The organism is Pedobacter sp. NEAU-ZC8 (assembly GCF_059278965.1).
Window position 1 is genome coordinate 66617 of sequence record NZ_JCAJXC010000017.1, and the last position, 15044, is coordinate 81660.

At 44.5% G+C, this 15044-nt stretch carries 16 protein-coding genes; all 16 read left to right on the forward strand.

All coding sequences use genetic code 11. From position 1 onward, the window contains the following. Positions 1-54: 54 nt before the first annotated feature. The gene (locus AC5WJX_RS13995; protein ID WP_440430919.1) at positions 55-597 is read left to right on the forward strand and encodes an NADH-quinone oxidoreductase subunit B; all 543 of its coding nucleotides are present in this window, start codon (positions 55-57) and stop codon (positions 595-597) included. Next, a complete protein-coding gene (locus tag AC5WJX_RS14000) occupies positions 597-1100 on the forward strand; it encodes an NADH-quinone oxidoreductase subunit C (protein WP_440430917.1) in 504 nt (167 codons plus the stop codon). The genes AC5WJX_RS13995 and AC5WJX_RS14000 overlap by 1 nt, the downstream gene beginning before the upstream one ends. A 3-nt stretch (positions 1101-1103) precedes the next feature. Further along, positions 1104-2318, forward strand: a complete 1215-nt coding sequence (locus AC5WJX_RS14005) for an NADH-quinone oxidoreductase subunit D (RefSeq protein WP_440430915.1) — start codon at positions 1104-1106, stop codon at positions 2316-2318. Continuing rightward, a complete protein-coding gene (locus tag AC5WJX_RS14010) occupies positions 2311-2823 on the forward strand; it encodes an NADH-quinone oxidoreductase subunit NuoE family protein (protein WP_440430913.1) in 513 nt (170 codons plus the stop codon). The genes AC5WJX_RS14005 and AC5WJX_RS14010 overlap by 8 nt, the downstream gene beginning before the upstream one ends. Then, complete coding sequence (gene nuoF / locus AC5WJX_RS14015) at positions 2823-4181, forward strand: NADH-quinone oxidoreductase subunit NuoF (RefSeq protein WP_494485013.1); 1359 nt, start codon at positions 2823-2825, stop codon at positions 4179-4181. The genes AC5WJX_RS14010 and nuoF overlap by 1 nt, the downstream gene beginning before the upstream one ends. A 25-nt stretch (positions 4182-4206) precedes the next feature. Then, on the forward strand, positions 4207-5211 hold the full coding sequence (locus tag AC5WJX_RS14020) for an NADH-quinone oxidoreductase subunit G (protein WP_440430909.1): 1005 nt from the start codon (positions 4207-4209) through the stop codon (positions 5209-5211). Beyond that, positions 5211-6248, forward strand: a complete 1038-nt coding sequence (nuoH, locus tag AC5WJX_RS14025; protein WP_494485014.1) for an NADH-quinone oxidoreductase subunit NuoH — start codon at positions 5211-5213, stop codon at positions 6246-6248. Before AC5WJX_RS14020 ends, nuoH begins: the two co-directional genes overlap by 1 nt. Before the next feature lie 33 nt (positions 6249-6281). Then, positions 6282-6782 carry a NuoI/complex I 23 kDa subunit family protein gene (locus AC5WJX_RS14030; RefSeq protein ID WP_494485015.1) on the forward strand — a complete coding sequence of 167 codons (501 nt, stop codon included), beginning with the start codon at positions 6282-6284 and terminating at the stop codon, positions 6780-6782. Between the two features lie 68 nt (positions 6783-6850). Further along, positions 6851-7348, forward strand: a complete 498-nt coding sequence (locus AC5WJX_RS14035) for an NADH-quinone oxidoreductase subunit J family protein (protein ID WP_494485016.1) — start codon at positions 6851-6853, stop codon at positions 7346-7348. Then, positions 7348-7677: an NADH-quinone oxidoreductase subunit NuoK gene (nuoK, locus tag AC5WJX_RS14040; protein ID WP_440430903.1), complete on the forward strand. Its 330-nt coding sequence runs from the start codon at positions 7348-7350 to the stop codon at positions 7675-7677. Before AC5WJX_RS14035 ends, nuoK begins: the two co-directional genes overlap by 1 nt. 20 nt (positions 7678-7697) lie before the next feature. Further along, the gene (gene nuoL / locus AC5WJX_RS14045) at positions 7698-9593 is read left to right on the forward strand and encodes an NADH-quinone oxidoreductase subunit L (protein ID WP_494485032.1); all 1896 of its coding nucleotides are present in this window, start codon (positions 7698-7700) and stop codon (positions 9591-9593) included. A gap of 20 nt (positions 9594-9613) precedes the next feature. Next, complete coding sequence (locus AC5WJX_RS14050; protein WP_494485017.1) at positions 9614-11080, forward strand: complex I subunit 4 family protein; 1467 nt, start codon at positions 9614-9616, stop codon at positions 11078-11080. Between the two features lie 3 nt (positions 11081-11083). Further along, on the forward strand, positions 11084-12457 hold the full coding sequence (locus AC5WJX_RS14055; protein ID WP_440430899.1) for an NADH-quinone oxidoreductase subunit N: 1374 nt from the start codon (positions 11084-11086) through the stop codon (positions 12455-12457). Positions 12458-12502: 45 nt separating this feature from the next. Then, positions 12503-13144 (forward strand): DedA family protein, encoded by a 642-nt coding sequence (locus AC5WJX_RS14060; RefSeq protein WP_440430897.1) that lies wholly within the window; start codon positions 12503-12505, stop codon positions 13142-13144. A gap of 20 nt (positions 13145-13164) precedes the next feature. Continuing rightward, positions 13165-13716: an inorganic diphosphatase gene (locus AC5WJX_RS14065; RefSeq protein ID WP_440430895.1), complete on the forward strand. Its 552-nt coding sequence runs from the start codon at positions 13165-13167 to the stop codon at positions 13714-13716. Beyond that, a complete protein-coding gene (locus AC5WJX_RS14070) occupies positions 13717-15042 on the forward strand; it encodes a hemolysin family protein (protein WP_494485018.1) in 1326 nt (441 codons plus the stop codon). It begins immediately after the preceding gene. The last annotated feature ends 2 nt before the right edge of the window (positions 15043-15044 follow it).

Genomic DNA, 15044 nt, shown 5'->3' on the forward strand with positions numbered 1-15044 from the left:
ATTGTAGATTTGTAGTTCATTCTTCGTCGGAATGAACTTTTTTTTTGTAAGATCATGAGTGAAATCAATATCGTAAACGCCCCTCCGGGCATAGAAGGATCTGGCTTCTTTGCCACGTCCTTCGATAAAGTCATTGGATTGGCTCGTTCACACTCTTTGTGGCCACTACCATTTGCGACTTCATGCTGTGGTATTGAGTTTATGGCCACCATGGGTTCACACTATGATTTTGGGAGATTTGGGTCTGAGCGTTTGAGCTTTTCGCCGCGTCAGGCAGACCTGTTGATGGTGATGGGAACGATCGCTAAAAAAATGAGCCCTGTGTTGAAGCAGGTATACTTACAGATGGCTGAACCACGATGGGTGATGGCTGTCGGTGCTTGTGCATCTAGTGGTGGTATTTTCGATACCTACTCGGTGCTGCAAGGAATTGACGAGATTATTCCTGTTGACGTTTACGTGCCAGGTTGCCCGCCAAGACCGGAGGCCATTCTTGATGGCTTCGGGAAAATTCAGGAGTTGGTGCGCAATGAATCAGGTAGAAGACGGGATTCTCCAGAATATAAGCAATTGTTAGCCTCATACGGAATTTTATAATGACAGAAGAGACCAACCATAATTTAATACAACTTTTAAGCAGCGAATTTGGAACACGTGTCACGAACGTGGATGAGCCTTATGGCTTATTAACAGTTGAGACTACAAAGGATGATATCATTGAAGTGTTGACCTTTCTAAAGAAAGATCCGAGGACCAATTTCCATTTCCTGACAGATATCACCGCCGTACACTATCCTGAAAAGCAACAGGGGCTTGCGGTTGTTTATCATCTGCACAATATGGTAGCGAAGGTCCGGATTCGTATAAAGGTATTTTTGAATACTCAAACACCCAATATTCCTACGGCTTCAGATCTGTGGAATGGGGCTAACTGGATGGAACGCGAAACGTATGATCTTTTTGGTGTACTGTTCGATGGCCACCCTGACCTGCGTAGAATCTTGAATATGGATGAATTGGGTGTACATCCGATGTTAAAACAATACCCGCTTGAAGACCCTAATCGGGTGGACAAGAAAGATGAATACTTTGGCAGATAACTTATGGTACACAATCGACCAGTAACAACAGACAATGATCCGCAGAGTGAGTTGGTGACCCTGAATTTAGGGCCGACACACCCAGCAACTCATGGTGTGTTTCAAAACATACTTCAGCTAGATGGTGAACGCATAGTAAGCGGCGTTTCTACTATTGGCTATATTCACCGGGCATTCGAGAAAATCGCGGAACACCGCCCATTTTATCAGATTACACCGCTTACAGATCGCCTTAATTATTGCTCATCGCCGATAAATAATATGGGCTGGCACATGACAGTGGAAAAACTGCTGAACATCAAAATGCCTAAACGTGTAGATTACCTGCGCGTGATCGTTATGGAGCTTGCGCGTATATCTGACCATATTATTTGCAACACCATTATTGCACAGGATACCGGTGCAACAACGACTTTCCTTTACCTGTTCCAGTTTCGTGAACACATCTACGAAATTTATGAGGAGATCTGTGGAGCGCGATTAACGACCAATATAGGCCGGATTGGCGGCTTTGAACGTGATTTTAATGAAATTGCTTTTGCCAAGATCAATAAGTTTCTGAAAGATTTTCCGGTGGCATTAAGAGAGTTTGAAAGTCTTCTTAACCGGAACAGGATCTTCATTGACCGAACCGCGGGGGTAGCCGCTGTTACGCCGGAAGCAGCTTTGGACTATAGCTGGACAGGCCCGCTTTTAAGAGCTACAGGCGTAGATTATGATGTACGCGTTAGTGAGCCATATTCATCATACCAGGATTTTGATTTTGAGATTCCAGTAGGTACCAACGGGGATATTTACGATCGCTTCCTGGTGCGCAACGAAGAGATGTGGCAAAGCCTGCGCCTGATCGAGCAGGCGATGGAGAAGCTGAAGCAGGAACCTGCTGGCATATTCCATGCCGATGTGCCTGATTTTTATCTTCCGCCAAAAGAAGAGGTTTATAACAACATGGAGGCCTTGATCTACCACTTTAAGATCGTAATGGGTGAGATTGATGCCCCTAAAGCAGAAGTTTATCATGCCGTAGAAGGTGGAAATGGTGAATTAGGTTTCTACCTGATCAATGATGGTGGCCGTACACCATATCGGTTGCACTTCAGAAGACCTAGTTTTATAAATTATCAAATGTATGCACCCATGAGTAAAGGTATGCTGCTTTCAGATGCCATTATCAACATGAGTAGTATGAATATTATTGCTGGAGAATTAGATGCTTAAAGTAGAAGAACAACAACCTGAAGTATTTCCGGAGACTTTGATTGCAAAGTTTGATGAAATCATAAGCAGATACCCTGCTGGCAAGCAGAAGTCGGCCTTACTGCCGATGTTACATGAGGTGCAGGCCGTTTTCGGCTGGCTAAGTGTGCCCGCAATGGATAAGGTTGCGGCTTACCTGAACATCCAGCCTATCGAGGTGTATGAAGTCGCTTCTTTCTACACCATGTATTTTTTGAAACCACAAGGAAAGTATGTACTTGAGGTATGCCGTACCGGGCCTTGCTGCCTTGTTGGCGCGGAGAAGGTGATGGCGCATATTGAAAACCGGCTCGGCGTAAAGGAAAACGAGGTTACTCCAGATGGTCTTTTCAGCTGGAGAGGGGTAGAATGCTTAGCGGCATGCGGGTTTGGACCGGTACTACAAATTGGACCAGAATACACCTTTTATGAGAACCTGAATGAAGAAAAGGTAGATCAGTTAATTCAAGACTTACGAAATAAATAATGGGGCGTAAACTATTATTAGAACATATAAACGTACCGGGCATCAATACTTTTGATGTTTATCGCCAGAAAGGTGGTTACCGGGCCGTTGAGAAGGCTTTGAAGATGACTCCCGATGAGGTTGTGGAGGAAGTTAAGAAGTCGGGCTTACGCGGCAGGGGTGGTGCAGGTTTCCCAACGGGAATGAAGTGGAGCTTTTTGGCTAAGCCGGAAGGCGTGCCACGCTACCTGGTTTGTAATGCAGATGAATCGGAACCTGGAACTTTCAAGGATAGGTTCCTGATGACGCATATACCTCATGCACTAATCGAGGGGATGATCGTTTCCAGCTTTGCATTGGGTGCAAAGACCTCTTACATCTATGTTAGGGGTGAAATGATGCCCCAGGTCCGGATTTTAGAGCGCGCGATTGCGGAAGCTAGAAATGCTGGATACCTTGGGAAAAATATACTAGGCACCGGCTATGATCTGGAGTTGTACGTGCAGCCAGGCGGTGGTGCCTATATCTGTGGTGAAGAAACCGCATTACTGGAATCACTGGAGGGAAAACGGGGTAATCCGAGGATCAAACCACCTTTCCCGGCGATTGCAGGCCTCTATGGCTGCCCAACGGTGGTGAACAATGTGGAGTCGATTGCCGCGACGGTTCCAATCATTAACGATGGTGGTGATGAATACGCGAAAATAGGTGTTGGAAGAAGTACGGGAACTAAACTGATCTCAGCTTCCGGAAATCTTGTTCGCCCAGGGGTATATGAGATTGAACTCGGCCTCCCTGTGGAGGAGTTTATCTACTCTGATGAATATTGTGGCGGTATTGCCAATGGTAAGCGGTTGAAAGCAACCGTTGCCGGAGGGTCCTCCGTACCCGTGCTTCCTGCGAATCTCACCCTGAAACAGGCGAATGGCGAAGCACGTGTGATGAGCTATGAGGGTTTATCTGAAGGTGGTTTTGCCACAGGAACCATGATGGGTTCGGGTGGTTTTATCGCTTTTGATGAAGACCAATGTATGGTTCGCAATACCTGGAATTTTGCACGCTTTTATTCACATGAAAGTTGCGGACAATGTTCTCCATGCCGTGAAGGTACCGGCTGGATGGAGAAGATTCTGCGTAAGATTGAATATGGTCAGGGTAAAATGAGCGATATTGATCTTCTGGTAGATGTTGCCAGAAAGATAGAAGGAAATACCATCTGTCCGCTGGGCGATGCTGCAGCCTGGCCGGTAGCCAGTGCAATAAGGCACTTCAGGGATGAATTTGAATGGCATGTAAAAGAGCCTGTAAAATGTTTGGAGACCAATTATGGCCTGGCGAACTATGCAGTGCCTATTGCAAAAACAGAAGTTACTACATAATTTAACCAAATACATATCATCGGTTATGAGTGATAAAGTTAAGGTGACGATAGACGGGATCACAGTTGAAGTGGAACCCGGAACGACGATATTGAATGCCGCAAGGCAAATTGGAGGGGACATTGTTCCACCGGCAATGTGCTATTATTCTAAACTTGAGGGTAGTGGCGGTAAATGCCGTACCTGCATCGTTAAGGTGAGTAAAGGTTCTGAGAAAGACCCAAGGCCGATGCCGAAGCTTGTCGCTTCCTGCCGTACTACCGTCATGGACGGCATGGAGGTTCTAAACATAACTTCTCCCGAGGTAATGGAGGCACGCAGTGGCGTAGTGGAGATCCTTTTGATCAACCACCCGCTGGATTGCCCAATCTGCGACCAGGCTGGAGAATGTGATCTTCAAAATCTTACCTATGAGCATGGTTTACAGAAAACCCGGTATGAGTTTGAGCGTAGGACCTTCGACCGTATTGATATCGGTGATAAGATTCAGTTGCACATGAACCGCTGCATACTATGCTACCGTTGTGTGTTCCTGGCCGACCAGATCACCGAAAAGCGTGTACATGGGGTGCTCAACCGTGGTGACCACTCGGAAATCTCTACCTACATACAGCAAGCTGTAGATAACGATTTCTCTGGCAACGTTATCGATGTTTGTCCTGTTGGTGCTTTAACCGACAAAACTTTCAGGTTCAGGAATCGTGTCTGGTTTACCAAGCCGATTGATGCTCATCGGGATTGTCCAACCTGCAGTGGCAAGGTTACCTTGTGGTACAAAGGTGAAGATGTATTGCGTGTAACTGCTAGAAAAGATGTTTATGGCGAAGTAGAGGCTTTCATTTGCAATACCTGCCGCTTTGATAAAAAGCAGACATCCGATTGGGTGCTGGAACATCCTACACACATCAGCGATGCTTCGGTAATTGCATCTAATCACTATGAAACACTAAAGCCATTGCCAGTAATCCAGGTTAATCCTAAATTGCGGGAGGCAAACAAAATAGAACTTGAAAAAACCAGTAAATTCTGATGGAGATAGCCTTTGTTTTAGAGAAATTTATACTCGTTACCATAATCTTCGGAATTAGTCTGGTGATCGCAATGTACTCGACTTATGCAGAGCGTAAAGTAGCCGCTTTTCTGCAGGACCGCTTAGGTCCGGACAGAGCAGGTCCCTTCGGGATGTTTCAGCCGCTTGCCGACGGCTTAAAGATGTTCATGAAGGAAGAAATTGTACCTGCAAACTCGAATAAATGGCTTTTTATGGTTGGCCCCGGCTTAGCCATGTTAACAGCATGTATTGGTACCGCGGTAATACCTTGGGGAACGGCCATTCAGATTGGTGAACGCGTAATCCCTTTACAGGTAACCGATATCAACGTGGGCGTACTGTACATTTTTGGTGTGGTGTCTCTGGGCGTATACGGTGTTATGATCGGGGGCTGGGCCTCTAACAATAAGTATTCACTATTAAGTGCGATCCGTGCAGCATCACAGAACATCAGCTATGAGATTGCAATGGGTCTATCCATTATCGCATTATTACTGGTTTCCGGCACGATGAGTTTGAAAGAGATCGTTGAGCAACAGCATGGCTGGCATTGGAATGTAATTTATCAGCCTATAGGTTTTATCCTGTTCCTGATCTGTGCATTTGCGGAAACCAACCGTGCACCGTTTGATTTACCGGAATGTGAAACAGAGTTAATCGGAGGGTATCATACCGAGTATTCATCTATGAAGCTTGGCTTCTACCTTTTTGCCGAGTACATTAACATGTTTGTTTCTTCAGCAGTGATTGCAGCGCTTTATTTTGGCGGATACAATTACCCTGGAATGGACTGGGTACTGCAGCATACCGGGACTACCATTGGCCCTTTGATCGGTACGGTAGTATTCTTCGCTAAGATATTTGCATTCATCTTCTTTTTCATGTGGGTGCGCTGGACCATTCCACGCTTCCGGTACGATCAGTTGATGCATTTGGGCTGGAAAGTGCTTATACCTTTGGCGATTGCCAACGTTATTGTAACAGGGGTAGTGATTGCGATAGTTGAAAAATTTTAATAACCCGCAGAGCGGAATAAATAGGGAGGTTTCATGGAACCATTAACCAATAAAAAGAAAGTATTAGAACAAAAGCCATTGACACTGGCCGAGCGCATGTATTTGCCGGCAATTACCAAAGGTTTGTCTATCACCATAAGCCACTTCTTTAAAAAAGAGGCGACCATCCGGTACCCGGAAGTTGAAAGGGAATTCTCGACCAACTGGCGCGGCATGCACTCGCTAAAACGCGACGAAGACGGTCGGGAGCGCTGCACGGCCTGTGGGCTCTGCGCATTATCCTGCCCGGCAGAAGCGATTACAATGATCGCTGCTGAGCGCAAGCCGGAAGAGAAACATCTTTACCGCGAGGAAAAGTATGCCGCAGTTTATGAAATTAACATGCTTAGGTGTATCTTCTGCGGATTATGCGAGGAAGCTTGTCCGAAGGAAGCAATTTACCTGGACGGACCAATCGTACCTTCCGACTATCTCCGGAAGGATTTCATTTATGGAAAAGATAAACTTGTAGAGGCACCTTTAACAATTAAATAGCTATTGAGCTGAGGCTCAATTTGAAAGTATAAATAAATAGCCAGCTTGGCACCAAAACACTAATATTAATGGGTACATCCGTGTTCTATATCGTAGCAGCACTAAGCATTTTCTTTTCTCTGATGGTGATCTTTTCAAAGAATCCGGTGCATAGCGTACTTTATCTGATCGTAACATTCTTCACCTTTACCGTACACTACATTCTGCTGAATGCACAGTTTTTGGCCGTGGTGAACTTCATTGTTTATATGGGTGCAATTATGGTGCTTTTCCTTTTTGTACTGATGTTACTCAACCTGAACAAGGACAATGAGCCATTAAAATCGCCTCTGGTGAAAGTCGTAGGCATCATTGCGGGTTGCTGCCTGGTGGTTACACTGGTAGGTTCACTTAAGGCAACTGCGGTTTCAAACCCGCTTTTACTTAAGAATCCAGGGTTAGGCTTAATTCAAAATCTTGGCCGTGAGCTTTTCGGGCCTTTCATGTTGCCTTTTGAACTATCATCTATTCTGTTGCTAACGGCAATGGTTGGTGCTGTATTGTTAACTAAAAAAGAAAAAGTATAGTGGGAGATATTACTCAAACCTTACAGGGCGTTCCCCTCAATCATTACATCTGGCTAAGTGCAATTATTTTTTCCATTGGTGTTTTAGGCGTATTAACCCGCAGAAATGCCATTGTGATCTTCATGTCTGTGGAGTTAATGCTAAACGCAGTGAATCTGTTGCTAACTGCTTTCTCTGTGCATAATAATGATGCTTCGGGACAAGTTTTCGTGTTTTTCATCATGGCACTGGCAGCCGCAGAAGTGGCCATTGGCTTGAGTATCATTGTCATGGTCTACAGAAATACTTCTTCAACCGATATTAATGTCCTGAATCGCCTTAAGTGGTAATATAGAATAGAATAAAGATGATCATAAATTTAGTTTGGCTGGTTCCACTGATTCCTTTTCTTGGTTTCATCATTAATGGCTTAGGCAGAAATGTACTTCCGAAAAGCGTTATTGCTTTCCTAGGCAGCACTGCAGTTTTTGCATCATTCGTACTCAGTGTAGCCATATTCATGGCCTTAGGTGCCGATGGACAGAAATCACATGAAGTATTCCTCTTTGATTGGATTAGTGCTGGTCAGCTAAATATCCCCTTATCCTTCCTTGTTGATCCATTAAGCAGCATCATGCTCCTTATTATTACCGGAGTGGGTTTCCTGATTCATGTTTATTCTGCGGGATATATGCATGATGATGAAGGCTACGGTAAGTTTTTCAGCTACCTGAACCTGTTTATCTTCTTCATGTTGCTATTGGTCCTTGGCTCAAACTACATCGTGATGTTTATTGGCTGGGAGGGTGTTGGACTCTGTTCCTACCTGTTGATCGGCTTCTGGTACACTAACAGCAGTTACGCATCGGCCGCGAAGAAGGCTTTTGTCATGAACCGTATTGGTGACCTTGGCTTTCTGATTGCTGTTTTTCTCATTTTTAATACCTTCGGAAGCCTGGAGTTTAAAGAAGTTTTTCCAAAAGCCGCAGGGCTGGCCGCTGGCGAAAGCACCATCATCCTGATCACGCTTTGTTTGTTTATTGGTGCTTGCGGTAAATCCGCGCAGTTGCCCTTGTTTACCTGGCTGCCAGATGCGATGGCTGGACCGACACCAGTATCTGCATTGATTCACGCGGCTACGATGGTAACCGCTGGGGTGTATATGATCGCACGCTCGAATGTGTTGTTTGAACTTGCTCCGGTGATACAACATCTGATTGCGATTGTGGGACTGGCAACTGCGCTTTTAGGTGCGCTGATTGCCTTAACCCAAACCGATATCAAGAAAGTACTGGCTTATTCAACCGTTTCACAACTTGGTTATATGTTCCTGGGTTTAGGTGTAGGTGCCTATGATGGTGCATTTTTTCATGTCATTACACATGCTTTCTTTAAAGCACTATTGTTTTTAGGTGCAGGATCGGTGATCCATGCCATGCACCACGCACAGGATATGCGTGTCATGGGCGGCTTGCGCAAGAAGTTACCGGTTACTTTCATCACCATGCTTATTGGTACCATCGTCATTGCAGGACTTCCACCGTTTTCTGGATTCTTCTCGAAGGACGAAATTCTTGCACATGTTTACGAACAGGACAAAATCATGTGGGCGATCGGTGTGTTTACGGCATTTCTAACCGCATTCTATATGTTCCGCATGCTATTCTTAACCTTCTTCGGAGTATACAGGGGCGCATCACATCAAGCAGAAGACCACATCCATGAGTCTCCAAAATCGATGACCATTCCCCTGATTGTGCTTGCAGTATTATCTGCGGTTGGAGGAATCATTGGTATACCACACAGCCTTGGTGGAAACCACTGGTTGTCACAATGGCTTTCTCCGGTGATCACACACCATGCTGCTGCTCCGGATCACGCCACAGAATATATGCTGATGGGCATCACGATCGTAGGTGTAATTGCCTCCATTGGTATTGCTTACAGCAGATATGTGGGCAAAAATCATGTGCCTGTAGCTGATGAGCATGCGCGTACTGGTATTGCCGGACTCTCTTACAACAAGTTCTACATTGACGAGCTTTATGATGCGGTAATCAGGAAGCCACTTGACGCATTGTCGGGCTTCTTTTACAGGATCATGGATACGAAAGTTATTGATGGTATCGTCAATGGCCTGGGTTGGGGTACCAATGAAGCCAGTAAAGGTTTACGACTGATACAGACCGGAAATGTCGGTTTCTATATTTTTATGATGGTTGTCGGCATCATCTCTATGTTATTGTATACTTATTTATCCATCTAAAAGATCGTTCAGAAAACATAATGGGACAACTTTTACTATTACTTCTTTTCTTCCCGCTGGTTAGTGCAATGGTCGCCGCATGTGCCGGCAGAGCTGCCAAGACGGTCGCTTTTATTTCTTCGCTGGTTTCACTGGGCATCGCAATAGTGCTGGTCATGAACTTCGTACCAGATTCCAGTATGCAATTCGGAGTGAATTATCCCTGGATACAATGGCTTGGGATAAGCTTTAAAGCGGGTGTAGATGGTTTGAGTATTATCCCGGTATTGTTGACGAACATACTGATGCCGATCATCATTTTGACGACCTTTAAAACAGACCATAAAAATGAATCTGCTTTTGTTGCACTGATGCTTTTCATGCAATCAGGGCTGTTGCTCGTGTTTACGGCCATGGATGCCTTTCTGTTTTATATTGGCTGGGAGGCTGCGTTGATTCCGATCTATTTCATTTGCGCAATCTGGGGTGGAAAAGATCGCATTCGTGTAAACATGAAGTTCTTTGTTTATACTGTAGGCGGATCTCTTTTCATGCTTTTAGGCATCATTTATTTATACCTGCAGAACCCGGCACAGAACTTCGACATTCAGGCGTTCTACAATCTGGATCTTGATGCAGCACAGCAAAGCTGGATATTTTGGGCCTTCTTTCTGGCTTTCGCCATCAAGATGCCGGTATTTCCCTTTCACACCTGGCAGCCAGACACCTATACCGAAGCACCAGCTGCGGGTACCATGTTGCTATCAGGCATCATGCTTAAAATGGGTATCTATGGTGTGATCAGATGGATTCTTCCGGTGGTGCCACTCGGATTAACAGAATGGGGGATGACAGCCTTCATCTTATCAATCATCGGAATCGTTTATGCTTCCATCATCGCTTTCAAACAGCAGAATGCGAAGCGACTAATTGCATACTCCTCAATCGCCCACGTGGGCCTGATCTCGGCGGGCATTTTTGCCCTGAACGCGCAGGGATTACAAGGCGCCATGATCCAGATGCTAAGCCACGGTATCAACGTGGTGGGGTTGTTCTTCATTATGGATATCATCGCCAGCCGCATGAAGACCAATACAATTGCTGACCTGGGCGGGATCGCTACGGTAGCACCAAAACTTGCAATCGTGTTCCTGATCATCGTGCTAGGCACAGTGGCGCTGCCTGGTACAAATGGGTTTATCGGTGAATTTCTACTATTGATGGGCGTTTACCAGGTGAGCATTTGGGCGGCCGTTTTTGCAGGACTAACCATCATATTCGGTGCGGTATATATGTTCAGAACCTATCAGGGCATTATGTTGGGCAAAACGAATGACCTGACCCTTACATTCCGTGACATACAAGGTTCAGAGCAGGTTGTGCTTTATATCATATGTGCATTAGTTATTATCATTGGGGTATATCCAAAGCCCATCCTTCATTTATCAGAAGCAGCGGTACAGCAGTTATTGGAGCAGGTGAATCAAAAATTAATTTCGGTAAAATAGAGCATGAATATCATTATAACAATTACAGTAACAGCGTTAGTCGTACTTTATGCCGGGTTATTCAAGGCTAAGAAGGCCTTATTACCCCTAACCTTACTTGGTCTGTTTACCGCCCTGGGTTTTGTAGTTGCTTCATGGGATAGTAATCACGTGTACTATAACATGATGCAAATGGACAATTTCGGTCTGGCATTTTCCGGCTTGTGTATCTCCGGGTCAATATTGGTATTTCTCCTTACGCAGAACTATTTTGCCGAGCACAGCGAGAATATCGCTGAATATTTCACGTTGATGCTGTTCTCGCTTGCGGGCATGATCATCATGGTCTCCTATAAAAATATGTCCATGTTGTTCATTGGTATCGAAATCATGTCTGTTGCCCTTTACATCCTTGCAGGGATCCGGAAAACGAACTTCGCCTCTAATGAAGCATCCCTGAAGTATTTTCTAATGGGTGCCTTTTCTACAGGTTTCCTGCTGTTCGGTATTGCCCTGATCTATGGCGCTACCGGTTCTTTTGATCTGGATGTAATCAATGAGTACCTCATCAGCAACTATAAGACGGTCTCGCCTTTGTTCTACCCCGGGTTGATACTAATGCTCATCGGGCTGAGCTTCAAGGTTGGAGCTGTGCCTTTTCACTTCTGGGTTCCCGATGTTTATGAGGGCTCACCAACACTGATCATGGCATTTATGTCTACCGTAGTTAAAACCGCTGGCTTCGCGGCATTTTTAAGAATATTCTCGGGAACGTTCGCTCCCCTGCACGATTTCTGGTTGCCACCATTGATGGCCATTGTTTGCCTGACTTTGTTCGTGGGGAATGTGACGGCGCTTTTCCAGAAAAGCTTCAAACGCATGCTGGCCTACTCCAGTATATCCCATGCAGGGTACCTATTGTTTTCTCTGGTTACCTTAAGCTCCAGAAGTGCCAATGATGTCTTATTCTATGCTGCAGCTTATACTTTTGCGAATATAATTGCCTTTTCTGCGATGATCCTGGTCAAACAGAAGACCGGTGCAGATACCTTCGAGAGCTTCAATGGCCTTGGCAGAAAGAACCCATTTCTGGCATTGACCGTCACCGTGGCGATGTTGTCCCTTGCGGGTATCCCGCTTACCGCCGGATTTATAGGCAAATACGTCATGTTCCTGAATGTGATGGACCGTTACCAGATATATTTGGTTGCTTTTGCTATCCTGAATGCCTTGGTAGGCTTTTACTATTACTTCCGTGTAATTGCAGCCATGTACTTCAAGGAAGGTGCTGAACTGCAGTTAAGCATTCCGCTACAGTACAAGGTTGTATTGGTGTTTTCACTCTTGATCACGGTTTTTCTGGGGGTTTACCCTTCTTTAATTTTAAACCTGATCTAAACAGTTCTACAGATTATTATTTGTAGTTTTACGAAGAATAGAACTATGCAAGATTTTTGGAACTATCTACAGCACCTCATCGACCCTGAAAAATTACTTAGAGAAGGTGGTTTTTATGTAGTAGTGTTCGTGATCTTCGCAGAGACCGGACTCTTCTTTGGGTTCTTCCTTCCAGGGGATTATCTATTATTCCTCGCTGGTATGTTTGTAGCAACCGGTAAACTCGACGTCAACATCTATGTACTTATTGCCGGCCTTATGGCAGCTGCCATATCAGGTAATTTTACGGGTTATTGGTTTGGACGTAAGACCGGACCAGTGCTCTACCAGCGTAAAGACTCCTTCTTCTTCAAGAAAAGATTCCTTAAAGCTGCAGAAGCCTACTATAACAAACAAGGGGCTTTTGCACTCATAATGGGTAGGTTTGTCCCTATTGTAAGGACTTTTGCACCCATTATTGCAGGTGTAGTAAAATTAGATTTCCGTAAATTTGCGTTGTATAACGTAGTAGGTGCGGTATTTTGGATTGCTTCCTTAACTTTGCTCGGCTATTTTTTAGGCAAGAAATTTGAGAAGGAAATAAATCAATACTTACTATATATTATCTTAGGCTTCATCGTTATTACCACATTACCTGTTATCATCGCGTTTTTGAGGAAAAGGTCTGTGTCAAACAATGAAGATTAAAAAACTTTCTAAATTAAAAAATGAATAAAGACGATCACCATCCGTGGCATCAGGTATCACCAGGCGAGAAGCTGCCTGAATGTGTTAACGCAATTATTGAAATTCCAAAAGGATCAAAAGCGAAATACGAAATCGATAAAGATTCTAATCTGATTAAGCTTGACCGGGTATTATTTTCCTCGGTAATGTATCCTGCAAACTACGGGTTTATTCCACAGACCTTCTGTGATGATAATGACCCTCTTGACATCCTTGTTTTATGTTCTGTGGATGTTTATCCTTTGTCTATTGTTGAAGCTAAAGTAATCGGTGTAATGCACATGGTTGATAATGGCGAGCAGGACGACAAGATTATAGCCGTGGCAAAGAATGACATGTCAGTAAACTACATCAACGACATCGATGAGTTGCCACCACATACCATGAAGGAAATTGTAAGATTTTTCCAGGATTATAAAGCACTGGAAGGAAAAGATGTTGCCATCGAGCAATTGCTTGGCAGAGAGTACGCATTTAAAGTTATCAAAGAAAGTCTGGAACTGTACAATACAACCTATAGAAATAATTCTTAAATGGGATTTCAGATATTTTTAACGTTTTTCTTGGTCGTCCTTAACGGCTTTTTCGTTGCAGCAGAGTTTGCAATCGTTAAAGTCAGAGCGTCGCAAATAGAAATACAAGCTAAATCGGGTAGTCGGGTAGCGAACATCGCTAAACACATTACCTTACATTTAGACGGATACCTAGCTGCAACCCAGCTAGGTATTACTTTAGCTTCCCTAGGCTTGGGTTGGGTCGGGGAATCCGTTATGGAGCATATTCTACACAACCTGCTTGCATCATTCGGCGCTGCGCCGGAATTCGTAGATTCATTCTCTAAAACCGCATCACCAATCATCGCCTTTTCCGTAATCACGGTAATGCACATTGTTTTCGGTGAACTGGCGCCTAAGTCCCTGGCCATTCAGCGCCCGGTACAAACCACCTTGTTTATTGCTTTTCCGTTACAGGTATTTTATATCGTGTTCAGACCTTTTATCTGGCTTCTGAACGGATTTGCAAACATCATCCTTAAAGTTTTCGGGATCAATAATGTTGGTACCCACGAAACCATTCACAGTACGGAAGAACTCTACTACCTGCTTGATCAAGGTCGCGAAAGCGGCGCTTTGGATACCAATGAGCATGAGCTGATTAAAAATGTGTTCGATTTTAACGAGCGTGTTGTTAAGAACATCATGGTACCCAGAACCAAAATCTCTGGCATTGAATTAAACACGACGAAAGAGGAAGTGATCAATATGATCATTTCTGAGGGCTACTCCCGTTTCCCGGTATACGACGACATCATCGACAAGATCGTCGGTATTATCCACGCTAAAGATGTATTGCCGCTACTTGCCTCCCATAAGGAGTGGAAACTTAGTGACATCATCAGAAAGCCTTATTTTGTACCTGAAACCAAAAAGATCAATGATCTATTAAGCGAGCTTCAGCAAAAGCGTATTCAGATCGCTATTGTGATCGATGAGTTTGGTGGTACCGCAGGTATGGTTACCCTGGAAGACATCGTAGAAGAAATTGTTGGGGAGATCCAGGATGAGTACGATGAAGAAAAACCTACAGTCGAGAAAATCTCAGACACTGAATTTATCATAAACGCATATGCTACCGTTTACGATGTAAACGAATATCTTCCACATGACCTGCCAGAGGATGAAGATTATGACACCATCGGTGGCTTGATCTCCCATACTTTCGGCCGTTTCCCGGAAGTAGGTGAAAGCGAAGAGTGTTATGGTTACTTGTTTACGATCCTGAAGAAAACGGAACAGAATGTAGAAACCATTAAGCTTGAGCTAGTCATCAACAAGGAAGACGCTGTAGATTTGCACTAAAG